We start from the raw sequence: 17,487 nt of genomic DNA, 5'->3' as shown, positions 1-17,487 counted from the left end.
AATCAGAGAGGACTGAAGTCCTGACTACAAACTTTATAACCGGTTCGTAGTGAGGAATTTAGTCCTTTTCAAATCAGAGAGGACTGAAGTCCTGACTACAAACTTTATAACCGGTTCGTAGTGAGGAATTTAGTCCTTTTCAAATCAGAGAGGACTGAAGTCCTCACTACAAACTTTATAACCGGTTCGTAGTGAGGACTTTAGTCCTTTTCAAATCAGAGAGGACTGAAGTCCTGACTACAAACTTTATAACCGGTTCGTAGTGAGGAATTTAGTCCTTTTCAAATCAGAGAGGACTGAAGTCCTGACTACAAACTTTATAACCGGTTCGTAGTGAGGACTTTAGTCCTTTTCAAATCAGAGAGGACTGAAGTCCTCACTACAAACTTTATAACCGGTTCGTAGTGAGGACTTTAGTCCTTTTCAAATCAGAGAGGACTGAAGTCCTCACTACAAACTTTATAACAGGTTCGATCGTGAGGACTTCAGTCCTCTTCAAATCAGAGAGGACTGAAGTCCTCACTACAAACTTTATAACACGTTCGATCGTTCGGACTTCAGTCCTCTTCAAATCAGAGAGGACTGAAGTCCTCACTACAAACTTTATAAGGGTTATTTTATGATATAATCTGCGACAATCGCAAATTGGGAATTAGCTACACTTCAATAAACTCAACTGTAGTTAATATGCTTAATTCCCCATTCGTGCATAGTATCAATAATCGGTTTGAGACTTTCGCCCAAAGGCGTGAGCGAATATTCAACTTTCGGCGGAACTTGCAGGTAAATTTCTCGGTGAACAATCCCATCTGACTCCATCTCCCGCAACTGCTGCGTCAGCATCTTTTGAGTAATGCCGTTGACAGCTCGTTGCAGCTCGTTAAAACGCTTCACTCCTTGAAAGAGCTCCCGGAGGATTAAGACTTTCCAGCGCCCGCCAATCACCTCTAAAGTTCTTTCTACCGGGCAATTTGCGCGCTCAATAGTTCCTTCTTTAGCTTGCATAGTATCTTTTTGGTAACTACCGCACTTTGAAGTGCGTACTTCCCATAATAGCTTGACTTGGTTTAAAGTAGAAACATCGGAGAAATACCCGAAGTTATTCCCAAATCTAAAATCTAAAATCGAAGGAGGATTGAGAAAATGATTGCAGTCAGAAAAAGTGAAGCAAGAGGACACGCTAATCATGGTTGGCTCGACAGTTATCACACATTTTCCTTTGCCAACTATTACGATCGCAATTATATGAATTTTCGCTCGTTGCGGGTAATCAACGAGGATGTCGTTAACCCCGGCAAAGGTTTCGGCACTCACGGGCACAGCGACATGGAAATCATTACCTATGTACTGGAAGGAGCGTTAGAACACAAAGACAGTTTAGGTACCGGCGCAGTAATCAAACCCGGTGAAGTGCAGCGAATGAGTGCAGGTACGGGCATCCAACACAGCGAGTTCAATCCCTCGCAAACTGACCGAGTTCATTTGCTGCAAATCTGGCTGTTGCCCGATACCAATGGCTTAGAGCCGAGTTACGAACAGCGGGATTTTCCCCTAACAGAAAGGCGCGGGAAACTGCGATTAGTGGCGGCGCGAGATGCGAGAGATGGTGCGGTAAAAGTGCATCAAGATGTCGATTTGTATGCAGCAGTTTTGGATAAAAACTCGCGGGTTTCTCATGTTTTGCAGCCAAATCGCCATGCTTGGATACAAGTTGCTCGCGGTGCTGTTTTGCTCAACGGCTTGACTTTAGAAAAGGGTGACGGTGCGGCGGTTAGTGATGAGGCTGAGTTGGTTATTGAAGCGGCACAAGATGCGGAGTTTTTGCTGTTCGATCTCGCATAAAATTTAAGGCGAAATCCCCGAACTTTTTGAGAAGCCGGGGATTTTAGTCGCTGACATCTGACAGCTAATAAATTGATTTCAAGAATTAACGGAAATATTCTTTTTAGGTCGCCCGCCTTTTTTGCCATTTTGCCTTGCTGCTGCTGATTTAGAGGTTGAAGTTGTCTTTCCTCCCTTCCTACCTAATTCAGCCATCCAAGATTTTGTCCCAAAAATACCTGCGATAAGTTCGGGAATGCCAAAATCAACATCTAAGGTTTCCCAGTGTACGCTGCTACCGGAAGGCGGCAGCCAAACATCAGCAAGTTGTTCTGGCGAAGCATTTTCTAAGCCTTGTGCCAGTTGTGGAGGAAAAGCAAAAATAGCACCGCTTTTCAGTTTGATCGTAATTAAATCTTCAGACCGATCGTACTTTACAGATTCGGCACGGGGCTCTGTCGCCTCGGCTTGTTTCCATGCTTCTTTGGCTTTGGCTATTTGCTCTACAAGATTTTCTTCCGTTAATTCTAGATCCCAATTTTTAAATGCCATGTATTTCTTTCCATTTGCTTAAGAGCATTTCTTGATTGATAGCTATAAGTTTAAGTGCATTTAGGATGTCTTTCTTCTTTATTAGATCGTGAGCATAAACTAAAGTAGGAGGTGCCTCTTCACTGCCAATATTAATCTTGAGTTCCATCTGATTAGCGTCATTTTTTCTACCTTTAAAGACGTGGACATGAGCGGGGATATGGTCGTTAGTATATATGTAAACAAATAAATTATTTTTGATGTCTTCTATAACTTTGCCCATAGTTTTATCGTGAATTGTAAAAAATTTTATTATATTACTACAATAACCCAAGCGTTTGGTTTTGTCAAGTGCACCCTAGTATTGATATTTTGCACCTGCCGTTACAGCCCGCAAGGGACTTAAGTCCCTTGCTCAAAGCTGAAGTCCTCTTCAGAAGACTGAAGAAGTTTATGTTACATTGACACAATCATGAACTACAGCAGAACAATTCCGGCTATTTTGAGTGCTACGATCGCCCTAAGCGCGATCGCCCTCATCCCACTCACCTCACCTCCCATCGCCCTAGCCTTAACCGCCGACGCAGTTAAAACCGTCGCCAAACAAATCACGGTACGCATCCAAGGTACAAAAGGCGGTTCCGGAGTAATTTTAGAAAAACAAGGTAGCACGTACTATATACTCACCAACTGGCACGTAGTCGATAAACCTGGCGATTACGAGGTTGTAACTCCCGACGGTAAAGCTCACTCTGTATCATACGGCCTGGTGCGGCGAATGCCCGGTGCGGATGTCGCGATCGTCCCTATCAGCAGCCCTCAAAGCTATCCCCTCGCCCAATTAGCTAATTCCCCAGCAACTCCCGGAAAAAGAGCCTATGTGGCTGGTTGGCCAATATCCGGCGGTTCCCTGAGACAACCGATTTTCATCGCTACGGAAGGTCAATTTACCGGCCGCCAAACTCCATTAAATGGCTATACTTTGGTATACAACAACTTAGTTAGGGCGGGAATGAGCGGCGGCCCAGTGCTTGATGATGGGGGAAAAGTTGTCGCAATTAACGGCATTGTCAAGTTAGAAGACAATTCGGATAAAATCGTGGCGGCGGGAGTAGAAATCAATAATATCATGAAATGGCGATCGACTATTTCGCTACCAGTCCTTCCCCAATCGCCAACAGCCGCCAATCCGAAAACTCCTGTCAATAATCCGCCTCAGAAGCCCGGAAGTGCGATCGCCTTTGCCACCACAAATACCCTCAAAGCCCCTTCAGAAGTTGTTAGTTCCCTTGCCCTAGCTTCCACTGCTTTTACCACAGGAAATAGTAACGGCACAATCTCTGTTTGGAACTTCCCCAGCGGGCAATTAAAAACTACGCTGCAAGGACACGCGGAAGCCGTAAATTCCCTGGCATCGAGTGCGGATGGAAACGTGTTAGCTAGCGGCAGCGATGACAAAACGGTAAAAATTTGGAATTTGGAAACAGGCGCGGTTGTCCGCACTTTGAGCGGGCATTCCGGTGCTGTTTCGAGTGTTGCCATCAGTCCCGACGGTCAATTTATTGCGAGCGGCAGTTGGGACAAAACGATTAAGATTTGGAATGCGAAAACAGGGGCATTGCTGCGGACTTTAACCGGGCATTCTGGATTAGTGAATGCTGTAGCAATTAGTCCCGATCGCCAAACTTTAGCTAGCGGCAGCAAAGATGGTTCAATTAGGTTGTGGAATTTAACTACAGGTCAAGCAATTCGCACGATTAGCGGCAAAAATTTGTCTGTTTTGTCCCTAGCGTTTACTCCCGATGGCAAAACTTTGGCCGCCGGCAACAGCAACGGCACCGTTGGTTTGTGGAATGTCGGAAACGGTCAATTAATTCGGCGTTTGAGCGGACACACCGATGGAGTTTGGTCGCTAGCAATCAGTCGGGATGGGAGTATACTGGTTACTGGGAGTTGGGATAAGAGCGTAAAACTGTGGGATGTGCGATCGGGCGAATTGAGAGGTAATTTGAGCGGACATTCTGGCTATGTTACTGCTGTCGGAATTAGCGCCGATTCAAAGACTATTGTGAGTGCGGGTTGGTTGGGGGAAATTAAGATTTGGAAAAGAAGTTAAGATTTTTTTAATTAACCGCAGAGGGGCAGTGAATCGGCTATTCAAGCAGTTCGTAGTGCGGACTTCAGTCCGCTTTCCGGTGGCGGACTGAAGTCCGCACTACGAACGAACTAAATTACAGTCAACTGAACAGGGATAATGTCAATAGCCGATCGCGCGCGCAGTTTCGGTGCGACTGGGATTAAGCGTTACGGCTTAAAGCTTTCAGGGTTCACCCAATACAACAGAAGAGCTTTTATCAATGCTATAATTGGGCTGACACTTGCACTCTACTGCACTCAACACCAAAACCACGATCGCGATCGCCCTTGAATTTGCATTCAGCACAATGTTCAGGCATACTGCATAATTAAAAAGCTTTATTTTTAGTCCATAACCCCAAACCATGAGAAGTTACTACTGCGGCGAACTGCGAAGCGAACACATCGGAGAGACTGTCACCCTTTACGGCTGGGTGGATCGCCGCCGCGATCATGGCGGGGTGATTTTTCTCGATGTGCGCGATCGATCGGGTATTGTGCAAATTGTCAGCGATCCGCAGCGCACCCCCGACTCCTATCACGGCGCTGAGGCTTTGCGCGGCGAATACGTGGTGAAAATTATCGGTAGAGTCACCAGCCGCCCGGAAGATTCCCTCAACCCTAAATTGCCTACGGGTGAAGTAGAAATTTATGCTGATGAGATTGAATTGTTGAATGCGGTTCGCAAACAGTTACCGTTTCAGGTGGCGACGGCGGAAAATGAAAATGTGCGGGAAGATTTGCGCCTGAAATATCGGTATTTGGACTTGCGGCGCGATCGTATGAGTCGCAATTTACAACTTCGCCACCAAGTTGTCAAAGCCATGCGCCGCCACCTGGAAGATGCGGAAGGTTTCATGGAAATTGAAACCCCAATTTTAACTCGTGCAACTCCCGAAGGTGCGAGAGATTATTTAGTTCCCAGCCGCGTCAATCCCGGTACGTGGTATGCTTTACCGCAATCACCACAGTTGTTCAAACAATTGTTAATGGTGTCTGGTTTTGACAGATATTATCAAATTGCCCGCTGCTTCCGCGATGAAGATTTGCGCGCCGACAGACAACCGGAATTCACGCAATTGGACATGGAAATGAGTTTCATGTCTGTGGAAGAAGTCATCAAATTAAATGAAGGTTTAGTCTGCAATATTTTCAAAAGTGTGAAAGGCGTCGAATTACCTTGTCCTTTCCCGCGCTTGACTTACGCCGAAGCGATGGATCGCTACGGTAGCGACAAACCGGATACTCGCTTCGGTTTGGAATTAGTCGATGTTTCCGATTTGATGAAAGACTCGGGATTTAAGGTGTTTTCCGGTGCGATCGCTGCGGGCGGAATCGTGAAAGTTTTGCCGATTCCCGGCGGGAATGAGGCTTTTTCTAACGAGCGAATTAAAAAAGGCGATGTGTTTAAAGAAGCCACCGAAGCCGGTGCAAAAGGCTTGGCTTTCATTCGCGTGCGGGAAAATGGGGAAATTGATACGATCGGCGCAATTAAGGATAATTTAACTGAGGCGCAAAAACAGGAATTGCTCGATCGCACCGGCGCGCAACCCGGATATTTGTTATTATTCGCAGCAGCCGAGGCGCCAACTGTCAATAAGATTTTGGATAGATTGCGTTTGTTCGTCGGTAACGACTTGGGATTGATTGACAAAGACAAGATGAATCTGCTGTGGGTGACGGATTTCCCGATGTTTGAATGGAACGCCGACGAGAAGCGTTTGGAAGCATTGCACCACCCGTTTACAGCGCCGCATCCCGACGATATTGCCGATTTAAAAACAGCCAGAGCTCAAGCCTACGATTTGGTATTAAACGGTACAGAAGTCGGCGGCGGTTCCCTGCGGATTTACCAGCGGGAAGTTCAGGAAAAGGTGTTCGAGGCGATCGGCTTATCCACAGAAGAAGCTTACAACAAATTCGGCTTTTTGTTGGATGCCTTTGAGTACGGAACACCTCCCCACGGCGGCATAGCCTACGGTTTGGATCGGTTGGTAATGCTGTTAGCCGGCGAGGAGTCGATTCGCGATGTCATGGCATTTCCGAAGACGCAGCAAGCGGGTTGTTTGCTGACAAATGCGCCGTCTAGCGTGGATGAGAAGCAGTTGAAGGAGTTGCAAGTGCGATCGACCTATGTACCTAAATCATAGGCTGATAAAACACCTTCAATGAATAGTGGATGGGTGGCGAGAAACCGGGTTTTTCCAGAATATAGCCGTTATCAGAAAGATGAGGTACGTTGTTGGGCTTCAGCCCTCTTAGTTTAAGCGGTTATGTAAGCTGTCAGTTATACCCGATCTTTTTGAGAAAAGCTATACTTCGCCACAAACCAAAGAAACTGCGAAAAACCCGGTTTCTTTGGTTTGCGGGCAATCAGAAACCGGGTTTTTCCCAGAATACTCGTCACACATCGTAGAAACTGCGAAAAACCCGGTTTCTTTGGTTTACGAATGGCCAGATAACCCAGGTTACGGCAAGGCAGCGGGGATATTTAAATGGTTATTCAAACATCTATTGCCGATCGGAAGCCAAATATCGAGCAAATTATTTCAGTCATTACCAAACCGATGATCGGAGAAATTTGTCATCAGGTTATATTTAGTTATGGGGATGAATTACGGCTAGATTTCGGTGAGATGTCTGCCTACACTCACCCAAAATTAGCACATCTATCCAAAGGTAGTTGGCAATTTGGCACGAGGGCAACACCTTGGGTTTTCAAGCAAGGCGATCGCATTTTAACTTCTTCCTTGCCAGTAGATATAGATGGAGAAATAGATGAGGTAGAAATAGATGCTGTCAAAAAAGTTTTGCAGCAATTGGAAAATAAAGAATTGATTGATTTTGCGATCGATGCTGATAATATTAGTCTCACTCTAGTTTTTGAGGGCGATTATCAACTAATTTTACAGGCAGATTTGCAAGATGATTCTGGACTTCCCTATTGGGAATTGTTCATGCCAACAGAACAAGTTTTGACGGTTGGGCCTGGATTCTTTTGGGAATGTAAATCAAGTGTTATTTGAGAATTTGGAAGATTCGATCGCGACTGACTGTTTCAGTATTTTCACCTTCTTTAATAGCATTTTCCATCCCTATATCTTCTAGGGTTTCTGTAAAAACAGTTGATTTACTGTTTAATACTTCTTTTTCCAGTTCTTGACATAACTGCAATTTTTCTGGATAAGGCAGTTGTTTGACTAGGGCTAAAATTTGTTCAAAGTTTAGGGAAAGTTGATAGTTAGCTAGAGTCATTGTTCGTTATGTTGAGGGCTTGTCAATATTTTATCTCAAATCGCGGGTGGCCAGAAACCGGGTTTTTTCGAGAATACTTCGCCACACCTCGTAGAATCTGCGAAAAACCCGGTTTCTTTGCTTCTCGCGAGTGCCCAGAAACCGGGTTTTTTCGAGAACACTTCGCCACACATCGTAGAATCTGCGAAAAACCCGGTTTCTTAGATTTACGGGTGCCCAGAAACCGGGTTTTTGCGAGAATACTTCGCCACACCTCGTAAAAACTGCGAAAAACCCGGTTTCTTTGCTTGTCGCGGGGCCAGAAACCGGGTTTTTTCGAGAATTATTCGCTGCGCCTCGTAGAAGTTGCCAAAAACCCGGTTTCTTCAAGACTCTAAATGAACTCTTTCGAGCCAATTTACAACACTTTGAACCAAATCCGAGTCATGGGGCGAGAAGGTTTGCAGGGGTGGGTGAGGCGTGTCTGCGATGAGACAGATTGTACCGTCGAAGCGGGTAAGCGCATTGAGGAAAGTAGGGCTCAAACCTTGGGCGGCGGGGGATGTGGGGCCTTCGTAAAAGATGAGGATGAGGTGTTTGTCGCTGTCGCGGCAGAGTTGATTCCAGTAGGATTTGAGTTGGGCGAGTTTTTCGGGTTCGCGGTTGGGATGTTGGGGAAAGTTTTTGTCGAGGAATTGTCCGTAGATATCGAGGGCGGGGTTATCGGAGTCGATGAATTTGCTGGTGTCGATGCAAATTAGCTGTACGGATTCGATTAATTGTGTGTCTGCAAGTCTGGCATCAAGGATGTTGGGTAAGTCTGCTAAATTGAGGCTTTGGGTGAAGGGGGTTGAACCGACTCCTGTTGTTTCTGGGACTTCTGGATGGGGTGTGGTGAGTTGATGGTGCCATGCTTGATAGAAAGTTGGGTAAGGCAGATTTTGGGCGCAGTTCCAGATGATTTCAAAGCTGTTTTCGTAGAGGGCATAATTGGTTTCATAGGTTGAATCGTCCTGGAATTGTTGCAAAGCTGAGACAACTGAAGGCATCTGGTCATTTTGCACAATTTTATTCAAAATGTCAGCGACTGTCCCAGGGGTATTATACTCATCATTAGTCGTTGAGATAATTCTGATTAAAGCAGCGAGTGCCTCTGGGTTCCCTCTAGCAGCAATTTCACCCAAAAGTTCAGGTACTCTCAAACGGATATGTGCATCATCAGTAACTGAAAAAATTTCGATTAAAGCAGCGATAGCCTCGGGGTTTCCTGTGGCAATTTCACCCAAAATTTCAGGAATATTCCAACAAATATATTTATCATTAGTCTCTGAAAAAATTCCAATTAAAGCAGCGAGAAACTCTGAGTTTCCTGTCGCAATTTTACGCAAATTATAAGCCACGTTCAGACGGGTATCGTAATCATTATTGGTTGAAAAGATTTCGATTAAAGCAGCGATCGCCTCTGAGTTGCCTGTGGCAATTTTACTCAAAATGTTAGCGACTTTCCGACGGGTATCCTCATCATTAGTCATTGATATAATTCTGATTAAAGCAGCGATCGCCTCTGGGTTTCCTGTGGTGATTTCACCCAAAATGTCAGCGACATTCCAACGAATATATTCATCAGTCGTCGCTGACCTAATGCTGATCAAAGCAGCAATCGCCTCTGGGTTTCCTGTCGCAATTATACCCAAAACGTCAACGACTCTCCGACGGATATCTTCATCATTAGTCGCTGAGAGAATTCCGATTAAAACATCTATGGCTTGTGGGTTTCCTGTCGCAATTTTACTCAAAGTTTCAGCGACTTGCCGACGGGTATCCTTATCATTAGTTGTTGAAATAATTCCGATTAAAGCAGCGATAACTTCCGGGTTTCCTGTCGCATTTTCACCTAAAGTTTCAGCGACTTCCCAACGGATATACTTATCATTAGTTGTTGAGACAATTCCGATTAAAGCATCGATTACCTCTGTGTTTTTTGTGGCAATTTTACCCAAGATTTCAGCAACAATTTTACGGGTATACCAATCATTAGCAGCTGATAAAATTCCAATTAAAGCATCGATTACCTCTGGGTTTTCTGTGGTTAGTTTACCCAAAATTTTAGCAACCATCTGACGGGTATACTCATAATTAGTCCCTAACATAATTTCGATCAAAGCAGCTATCGCCTCTGAGTTTCCTGGGTCAATTTTACCCAAACTTTCAGCGACCTTCTGACGGGTAAACTCATTAGTAGTAGCTAATAGAATTTCGATTAAAGCAGCGATCGCATCTGGGTTGCCTGAGTCGATTTGACCCAAACTGTCAGCCACACTCCAACGGGTATCCTCATCATTAGTCGCTGAGAGAATTTTGATTAAAGCACTGATCGCTTCTCGGTTGCCTGGGTCAATTTTACCCAAAATTTCAGCGACACTCCGACGGAAAAACTCATCATTAGTAGCTGAGAGACTTCCGATTAAAGCAGTGATTACCTCTGGATTGCCTGGGTCAATTTTACCTAAAATTTCAGCGACACTCGGACCGAAAAACTTATCTTGAGTATTATTTTTCAGTAAATCAATGAGTTGGTTGACCACGATACTATAGTTAGTCTGTAACAGTGCTGCTCTTGCTCCCTCTGCAAGTGGATCGAGTAATGTCTGCCACTTTTGTTTTTCACTGTTAAAATAACCAAAACCCCACTTAATAATTGTTGCTACTATTTCATCAGCCCGCGAACAACCTTTAAACTCACCTATCCCCGCAGCAGCTAGAAAATATGCTCGATATCCATAAAAATCATCGCACCCATCCTCAAACTCTAACAACTCCTCAATAAACTCCTCCTTCTGCTTCCTATTCACACCCTCCAGCCCCAACCACAGCAAAATCACCTGCTTCCACTGCGCTTCAAAAATCCGATATTCCTTCCCCACCACCGGAAAATCAACATGATTCCGAGGTAAAAAATAATCCCAATCGTCCACCGCCAAGGCCGCAAAATACTCCTGAAACGTCGCATGATAAAACCCATAAACAGATTCTTCCGGTTCATCAAAATCCCTGCCAACCCGATTCAACCATCCCAGAGATAACGCCAATGATAATAAAGACGTTTCATCGCTTCGATCTCCCAAATACTCACTAACTAACCGATAGGACAAGCGAAAACGACTCGATTTTCCATCAATTGCAGCTTTTGCTAATTCTCCTAACCCTTCATGTAAAAGTCTCTGACACTCACCATGACTTTTGCCACATAGCTTTGCATAGATTTTGATAATCTGCTCTTTCCAGCCATAGAAATACTTAATAAAACTGGCATATAATTTAGCCTGAGTATCCGGTAAAGTTCCGTCTCTCGAACTCCAAATTTGACACAACATCCACAACCGCAACGGATTCTGAATCAACTCTTTCAGACGGGAATTCTCCAACTCTGCTAATTCCGCCTCCAAACTTTCCCCCGTCGCAGCATCCCCCATCTCCGCAAACCAACGGCGAATATACTCCGTCACTTGTTCCGCATTAAACTCCAAATTGCGAAACACATCAAACCCCGAAAAAGCATTTTTATCCGCCTCCCAAACATTCACCCGACAAGTCACCACCACCCGCGCCGCCTGCACCCATGTCCTTAACAAATCTTTCCCCAACTGCTGCATTCCTTGAGTGTCGGCCATTTCATCCACACCATCCAGCAACAACCAAACCCGACTCATTTGTGGTTCTAAATCACCGCGCGTCACTCCTCCCGGACACCCATACAACCACACTTTTTCCAAATGCTCGCAGATACTTTGCGCGCCTAATTCAGCTAAATCTATCCAAACCGGCAACCCCAAATCTTGCTCTAAAATCCAATCGGCAATCTTCTGCAACCGCGTGGTTTTCCCCGCACCCGGTTCGCCAATAATCGCTATTTTTCGCCCTTGACTGATGTCGCTTTTCCCTTGTCGCAACACATCCTCAAAAAACCGTTCTTCAGCAATGGGAATCAGTTTTTCTGTTTCCTTTTCCTTTTCTTCCTGCTGATTCCTGGGCTGAGGTTTGGGTTTTTGGCGTTCGACAATGGCTAAGGGAACATAAACGCCATCCAGTTGCGGAGTCATCCCGCTGGCGTTGGTGAAGAGGTTGGTGGTGAGTTCTTTTTGTAATGCGAGGTTTTGGCGGCAAATTTCTTGCCAGTTTATGGTTTCTTCTTTAGGTTTAGGAGTTTCATGGGATACCTCGAATGTGACTGACCCAAATTTAACCTTCCACTTTTCCTCAATTACTTCTAAATTCTTTTTAGACTTAGTTTGATGATCCAGTATCAGGTGAAATTTCCAAAAACCTTGATTTCTTGGACTATCTTTGAGTTCAAGTATACCTAAGTCTTTCAGACAGTCGAAAACATCCTGGATTGCCTCTCCTCTTCTCTGGGCGTAATCGACATTCTTTTCATCCTTGGGTTGAGAAAGTTCTAACGCCTTTCCAAAACATTCCACCAAAGCCCATAAATCATCCTTAGTTATCCCTTTGTCAACAGTTTGGGTTCTGTTGTTGCGTTTTTGCTGAATTTTCCCGGATACCAGCAACTCATCTTCCTTTACCCATTCCACGTTGAAGGTAGCTTTCAGCTTATCTCCCGGCACGGCAATTTCCCCATCCGCGAGGGCGAGTAACGCCTCAACCAGTGTTAAGACGTTGTTTTTTGTGGTGGCGTTTTTCCCGTATTTTCGTGCCATCGCTACCTTTTGAATAAAATTTATCCTCGCTTGGGCAACTTTGCCCGAACGAGTCGGTTTGCCCAAGCGTATAACGTTGATTATACAAGGGTTTGAGAATTTTTGGGGTTTGCTTGCGTGGGGAAAAGCCCAAAAAAATAATTTACCTCATAAGCACAAAACGAGGTGAATTATGGCTACCCAGGAAGATAGAATCAAGCAACGCGAAGCATTGGAAGATATCCATGATAACTTTGTGCAACCGCATATCGATCGGTTGATTGAAGTCAACGCGCAGCCTTCACCCAATATTGATGTTGCGCTTCCTGGGTTTTGCTACGTGTCGGGATGGTTGGTTTTGGTTGTATTTTATTGTTTTTGGACGCGCTATCGGATGTCATTGGAATAGCCTGTATTATTCGGCGGTTGAAACCGCGTCTACAGAAACGAAGTCTGCCTCCGCAGACTAAGATCTAAAATGATAGTCGTGGAGGCAGAAACTGGTTTTTTTCCGAAATATTGCATTAGAGTTGCTTCTGTTTTTCGGCTTGTTTAGCTTTAGCTTCAGACCATTTTTGGTATTTAGCCGTATTAGCCGATATCATTTGACACATTTCTCTAGCTTTCTGTTCGGTGTCTCTGGTTAATTCCAAAATTTCTAGCAATTCCGTGTCATCTAGTTCTTTTTGTGTCATTGTAAATTCTCCAAACGGGCTTTAACACTACTGACTCTTATTTTAGTTTCCAGCACTCGGCCTAGCTCCATTGCCAAGTCTTCCCCCACCTCTTCTATTCTATCATTTGTCAGGACTTCAACTGCTGATAGATATTCTATGCGTTCCTGAATCTGTATTTTCGACGTGTTTGCGAAAAATATACAGGTGTTTAAAAATCCCGAAAGCTGAATCACGGTAAAATTGTTTGGAAAGCTCTCTAGGATAGCTCTACAAATATTTAGTCCCTCACCTGCTTCCTGCTCAATTTGAGTTAGCTCCTGCTTTATACGCTCAACTAGAACGGTTATTTCTGAGGGAATTGACATATGATACGACTTACTATTGATTGTAGTCTTTTTCAAAAAAAAGAAGTTATTTCAGCTTGACAAATAGCGATCGCCCTTCAAGACACAAAAAGCCGATCGCACTTAACGCAAAAAGTGCGATCGACCTTAAAGACTATTCTTTCCAGTAACGAGTTAAAATCCGCATCACTTCACCCGCTAGAGGCGAAGGTAAAGGCGGGCTCCATTCCCCAACTTGTGCAAAACCTAAAACGTGCAGCAGATTAACGATGCTTTCTACCGCTTTCGGAACGCCGCAAATGAGCAAACGAATCGGTTGTTTGCCTTGAGGTACGTCGGGAACTTCTTCCCGAAGCAGCTCGGGAACAGATTTTGGCTGTGATATCATATGGTTTCTCCTGAATATGGGAGTTCAAGCCCCCACCGAACGATCGTGAGTCTGAGCGGTGGGGGCTTGGTTTTTGGTTGTTAGATTAGTATAGCACAAGCTAGATTGCGGTGTGCTACTTTGGCTCAAAAAAGCTCTAAAAAATTTGCAGTCAGCTAAAATGACATGGTGAACACGCTACCCCCAAACAATGTGAGTCCAGCAAAATCTCCTAGAGTTGCTTTTTACCCCCCGCCTGAAGTTAAGGAGAAGTTAGAGAAACTGGCGAGTATTGAGCGTCGTTCGATTTCCCAAATGGCACTACTTTTGGTGGAGGAAGGGCTCGAAAGAGCACAGAAGGAAGGTAAGTTCAATGAATCCAAAGACGATTAAACCGCTAACTCTACCCTCACTGCCACTTGCCGATCGCTCTCAATTGCCTGTGTGTCCTGCCGTATACTTTGTTTGGGACGGCAATCCAAAAGAGTGTCAAGGTTGCAGAATGGTAACATCAGCTTGCAAAGTTATGAGTACCAGTTGAGCATCCGAAGTGATCCGTTGGAAATTGGCAGTTTTGACATACTCCCCGGCTTAAAAGCGCGGAGATTCTTTACGCTTCACTGACTGATGCAACCGAAATTGTCTTACTCTGTCTCTGCGTACATTTAGAGTCGTGGCAATGCCCTATCCCGACTTTTACTATATTTCTGGCGGCATTCAAATCCCTATCTGCTTTGCCGCCGCAGTTGAGGCAAATTAACTCCCGAATAGAAAGGTCTAACTTGCCCCACTTAAACCCGCAATCTGCACAAATTTGGCTGGTCGGTTCCCAGCGGCTGATGACTTTGAACTCTCTACCAAACTTTTCAGATTTAGCCTCGCACAGCACCCTAAATTCGTACCATCCTTGCTGGCTAATAGCTCTTGAAAGTTTGCGGTTTTTGACCATGCCAGACACGTTCAAATCTTCCAAAACAATTACTTGGTTTTCGCTAACTACTTTGGTTGAAAGTTTGTGTAGAAAATCCTTGCGGGTATCGGCAATTTGGTTGTGCAGTTTGGCAATCTGAATCCGAGTTTTGTTCCGGCTTTTTGAGTCTTTGGGTTGCCTTGCTAACTTGCGTTGCAGTCTGCGGATTTTCCGGTCTAATTGTTTGTAGTTTGGGCTTTGGGCTGCTGTTCCGTCGCTCATTGCTGCAAAGGTTTTAATGCCCAAATCGATGCCGATGCTGTGGTTTTTAGCTTCGACAATTTCGGGATTAATTTCTAGAACAAAGCTCAAAAAATAGCGGTTGGCACAGTCTTTGACGATCGTGACAGAGCTGGGTTCTGACGGCAGTTGTCTAGACCAGATCGGCTTGACAATGCCGATCTTAGCCAAGTAAACCCCATCTCCCTTGATTGAAAACCCCCCGCGAGTTAACCTTGCAGATTGACTGTTTGTACGCTTTTTGAACTTGGGATAGCCGACTTTGCGCCCTTTTCTTTTTCCCTTACAGGACTCGAAAAAGTTCTTAAAAGCTGTTTCTAAATCTGCTACAGACTGCTGCAACGAGATTGCCGAAACTTCACTCAACCACGCTCTTTCCTCAGTTTGCTTTGCCTGAGTGATTACTACTTTTTGAAGTTCGGCGGATTTGGGTTTTTTCTCTTGTTGCTTGCACAAAGCAAGAGCATCGTTCCAAACTACACGCACGCAACCAAACAACCGAGCTAAACTCTGTTGTTGTTGGTTGGTTGGGTAGAATCTGTATTGGAATCTTGCTTTCATTTTTGGCTGATTATCACTTGCTCTATTATACTACCAGTTGCTAACAAGATCCGGAATAAAAGCCGTCCTTATAGGACGGGGCTTTAAACCCATTTCTTTGGTAATGGCCGATCGCAATATCAGCAATAAAGAATTGGCTGCTTTAATTGGGATGCACCCCACTTCCGTGTCTAAAATCAAAACCCGTCGCCGACTCACCAGAATCGACGAAGCAACTCTCAGCGCTTTGTGCAAAGCACTGAATTGTCAGCCCGGGGATTTAATGGTTTATGAGGAGGACGAACCCGATCGCGAAAAATGACATTATTGTTTAGTGTTATTTCAGAATTCTTAAACCGCAGAGAACACAGAGGAAGAGAAGAGAGAGAGATGAATAATGAAGACACAATTATTCCCAATTTCCACCTAACTCTCTTTTCCCTCTACACTCTGCGCCCTCTGCGCCCTCTGTGGTTAATAAAAACAAATCCCAGTGTCACAGCCAAGCATCTGCGTTAACCTAGTTAACTACAGCTCTCCCCAACAAAATTCATGCTTGCCCGCATCCAAGAAATAGCCGCCACCCTCGCACCCCGCCTGATCGAAATTCGCCGCCACATCCACTCGCACCCCGAACTCAGCGGCCAAGAATATCAAACCGCCGCCTACGTAGCCGGAGTTCTCGCATCCAGCGGAGTCCGCGCCACGGAAGGAATCGGCAAAACCGGAGTCCTCGGCGAACTCAAAGCTAACAGCAGCGAGTCCCGGTGGCTGGCAATTCGTACCGATATGGACGCTTTGCCAATTCAAGAGCGCACTCACCTAGAATTTGCCTCGCGCAACGAGGGAGTGATGCACGCCTGCGGCCACGACATCCACACTACGGTTGGTTTGGGCGCAGCGATGATATTGTCTGAGTTAAAAGAAAAATTTTCTGGTAACGTCCGTTTCTTGTTTCAGCCGGCGGAAGAGATTGCCCAAGGTGCTCGCTGGATGATTGCAGATGGGGCGATGCAAGATGTTGACGGCATCCTTGGATTGCACGTTTTTCCGACGATTCCGGGCGGTTGTATTGGTATCCGCCACGGGGCACTGACGGCGGCGGCAGATGACCTAGAATTGATTGTCATCGGCGAATCCGGCCACGGCGCGCGTCCCCACGAGGCGATCGATGCAATTTGGATAGCTTCGCAGATTATTACTACTTTGCAGCAGGCGATTAGTCGCACGCAAAATCCTTTGAGGCCTGTGGTTTTGACGATCGGACAAATTAGCGGCGGACGAGCACCGAATGTGATTGCCGATCGCGTAAAATTATTGGGCACCGTGCGATCGCTACATCCTGAAACGCACCAAAAACTGCCTGCTTGGATCGAACAAATTGTTTCTAGCGTTTGCGCGACTTACGGCGCTAAGTACGAACTCACCTACAAGCGCGGCGTGCCGGGAGTCCAAAACGATCCCAAACTGACGCAATTAGTCGAAACTGCGGCTTTAGAAGCTTTAGGGCGATCGCGCGTTCAAATTTTACCAGAACCATCCCTCGGCGCGGAGGATTTTTCGATGTATTTAGAACACGCACCGGGAACAATGTTTCGCTTGGGAGTCGGGCTTGCTGACAAACCGAATTATCCCCTGCATCACCCGCAATTTGAGGTGGATGAAGCCTCTATTGTCACCGGCGCTGTCACCTTGGCCTATGCTGCTTGTCAATATTGGAAACAAAAATAAGAGTCATTAGTCATTAGTCATTAGTTATAGCGCTTCTCAGAAAGATGAGGTACGTTGTTGGGCTTCAGCCCTCTTAATTTAGTGGTTATGTAAAGATTCAATTATACCTCATCTTTTTGTTTGAGAAAGGCTATATTTATCTAATCATCTCATCTCCGGTAAAATAGACATAATTTCTGTAGGGGCGGGTTCACCAACA

Annotated in this window: 19 protein-coding genes; 10 read left to right on the top strand and 9 right to left on the bottom strand. The window is 45.3% G+C overall.

Annotated elements, in window-relative coordinates; genetic code table 11:
* Nucleotides 1-672 precede the first annotated feature (672 nt).
* Complete coding sequence (locus QZ918_RS16140) at nt 673-1,005, bottom strand: winged helix-turn-helix transcriptional regulator (RefSeq protein WP_293252426.1); 333 nt, start codon at nt 1,003-1,005, stop codon at nt 673-675.
* 138 nt (nt 1,006-1,143) lie between these two features.
* Here QZ918_RS16140 and QZ918_RS16135 point away from each other — a divergent pair, with 138 nt between their 5' ends.
* Nucleotides 1,144-1,842: a pirin family protein gene (locus QZ918_RS16135; protein ID WP_293336696.1), complete on the top strand. Its 699-nt coding sequence runs from the start codon at nt 1,144-1,146 to the stop codon at nt 1,840-1,842.
* 78 nt (nt 1,843-1,920) lie between these two features.
* Here QZ918_RS16135 and QZ918_RS16130 read toward each other — a convergent pair whose 3' ends face one another.
* Nucleotides 1,921-2,373: a DUF2442 domain-containing protein gene (locus QZ918_RS16130; RefSeq protein WP_293277042.1), complete on the bottom strand. Its 453-nt coding sequence runs from the start codon at nt 2,371-2,373 to the stop codon at nt 1,921-1,923.
* On the bottom strand, nt 2,363-2,635 hold the full coding sequence (locus QZ918_RS16125) for a DUF4160 domain-containing protein (protein WP_293277043.1): 273 nt from the start codon (nt 2,633-2,635) through the stop codon (nt 2,363-2,365). The genes QZ918_RS16130 and QZ918_RS16125 overlap by 11 nt, the downstream gene beginning before the upstream one ends.
* A 189-nt stretch (nt 2,636-2,824) precedes the next feature.
* On the opposite strand from QZ918_RS16125, the gene QZ918_RS16120 reads away from it, so the two are divergent.
* From QZ918_RS16120 to QZ918_RS16105, 4 genes are all read left to right on the top strand, one after another.
* Nucleotides 2,825-4,468 (top strand): WD40 domain-containing protein, encoded by a 1,644-nt coding sequence (locus tag QZ918_RS16120; RefSeq protein ID WP_293336694.1) that lies wholly within the window; start codon nt 2,825-2,827, stop codon nt 4,466-4,468.
* 138 nt (nt 4,469-4,606) lie between these two features.
* Complete coding sequence (locus QZ918_RS16115) at nt 4,607-4,780, top strand: hypothetical protein (protein WP_293336692.1); 174 nt, start codon at nt 4,607-4,609, stop codon at nt 4,778-4,780.
* Between the two features lie 73 nt (nt 4,781-4,853).
* A complete protein-coding gene (gene aspS / locus QZ918_RS16110; protein ID WP_293336690.1) occupies nt 4,854-6,638 on the top strand; it encodes an aspartate--tRNA ligase in 1,785 nt (594 codons plus the stop codon).
* A gap of 345 nt (nt 6,639-6,983) precedes the next feature.
* Entirely contained in the window at nt 6,984-7,514 is a 531-nt protein-coding gene (locus QZ918_RS16105; RefSeq protein WP_293336688.1) for a hypothetical protein, read from the top strand.
* Here the strand turns inward: QZ918_RS16105 and QZ918_RS16100 are convergent.
* Complete coding sequence (locus tag QZ918_RS16100) at nt 7,507-7,743, bottom strand: hypothetical protein (RefSeq protein ID WP_293336686.1); 237 nt, start codon at nt 7,741-7,743, stop codon at nt 7,507-7,509. The two genes, QZ918_RS16105 and QZ918_RS16100, sit on opposite strands and share 8 nt — an antisense overlap.
* A gap of 365 nt (nt 7,744-8,108) precedes the next feature.
* Nucleotides 8,109-12,440, bottom strand: coding sequence for a HEAT repeat domain-containing protein (locus tag QZ918_RS16095; RefSeq protein ID WP_293336684.1), 4,332 nt, complete (start codon nt 12,438-12,440; stop codon nt 8,109-8,111).
* 172 nt (nt 12,441-12,612) lie between these two features.
* Between QZ918_RS16095 and QZ918_RS16090 the strand changes: the two genes are divergently transcribed.
* Nucleotides 12,613-12,828, top strand: a complete 216-nt coding sequence (locus tag QZ918_RS16090) for a hypothetical protein (protein ID WP_293336682.1) — start codon at nt 12,613-12,615, stop codon at nt 12,826-12,828.
* A gap of 115 nt (nt 12,829-12,943) precedes the next feature.
* Here the strand turns inward: QZ918_RS16090 and QZ918_RS16085 are convergent, their stop codons facing one another.
* From QZ918_RS16085 to QZ918_RS16075, 3 genes are all read right to left on the bottom strand, one after another.
* Nucleotides 12,944-13,114 carry a hypothetical protein gene (locus tag QZ918_RS16085; protein WP_293336680.1) on the bottom strand — a complete coding sequence of 57 codons (171 nt, stop codon included), beginning with the start codon at nt 13,112-13,114 and terminating at the stop codon, nt 12,944-12,946.
* Entirely contained in the window at nt 13,111-13,461 is a 351-nt protein-coding gene (locus QZ918_RS16080) for a hypothetical protein (protein WP_293336678.1), read from the bottom strand. Before QZ918_RS16080 ends, QZ918_RS16085 begins: the two co-directional genes overlap by 4 nt.
* Nucleotides 13,462-13,594: 133 nt before the next feature.
* Nucleotides 13,595-13,828: a hypothetical protein gene (locus tag QZ918_RS16075; RefSeq protein ID WP_293336676.1), complete on the bottom strand. Its 234-nt coding sequence runs from the start codon at nt 13,826-13,828 to the stop codon at nt 13,595-13,597.
* Between the two features lie 165 nt (nt 13,829-13,993).
* On the opposite strand from QZ918_RS16075, the gene QZ918_RS16070 reads away from it, so the two are divergent.
* Together QZ918_RS16070 and QZ918_RS16065 are read left to right on the top strand one after the other, a co-directional pair.
* Nucleotides 13,994-14,200 (top strand): ribbon-helix-helix domain-containing protein, encoded by a 207-nt coding sequence (locus QZ918_RS16070; protein ID WP_293336674.1) that lies wholly within the window; start codon nt 13,994-13,996, stop codon nt 14,198-14,200.
* A complete protein-coding gene (locus tag QZ918_RS16065; protein ID WP_293336672.1) occupies nt 14,181-14,348 on the top strand; it encodes a hypothetical protein in 168 nt (55 codons plus the stop codon). The genes QZ918_RS16070 and QZ918_RS16065 overlap by 20 nt, the downstream gene beginning before the upstream one ends.
* Before the next feature lie 69 nt (nt 14,349-14,417).
* Here the strand turns inward: QZ918_RS16065 and QZ918_RS16060 are convergent, their stop codons facing one another.
* Nucleotides 14,418-15,578 (bottom strand): RNA-guided endonuclease InsQ/TnpB family protein, encoded by a 1,161-nt coding sequence (locus tag QZ918_RS16060; protein ID WP_293336670.1) that lies wholly within the window; start codon nt 15,576-15,578, stop codon nt 14,418-14,420.
* Nucleotides 15,579-15,681: 103 nt separating this feature from the next.
* Between QZ918_RS16060 and QZ918_RS16055 the strand changes: the two genes are divergently transcribed.
* Both QZ918_RS16055 and QZ918_RS16050 read left to right on the top strand, forming a co-directional pair.
* Nucleotides 15,682-15,879, top strand: a complete 198-nt coding sequence (locus tag QZ918_RS16055; RefSeq protein ID WP_293336668.1) for a helix-turn-helix domain-containing protein — start codon at nt 15,682-15,684, stop codon at nt 15,877-15,879.
* 230 nt (nt 15,880-16,109) lie between these two features.
* Entirely contained in the window at nt 16,110-17,288 is a 1,179-nt protein-coding gene (locus QZ918_RS16050) for a M20 family metallopeptidase (protein ID WP_293336666.1), read from the top strand.
* The last annotated feature ends 199 nt before the right edge of the window (nt 17,289-17,487 follow it).

The sequence above is a fragment of the Microcoleus sp. CAWBG58 genome (genome assembly GCF_020883045.1).
Classification (GTDB): domain Bacteria; phylum Cyanobacteriota; class Cyanobacteriia; order Cyanobacteriales; family Microcoleaceae; genus Microcoleus.
This window is presented reverse-complemented; position numbering and strand designations above follow the sequence as displayed.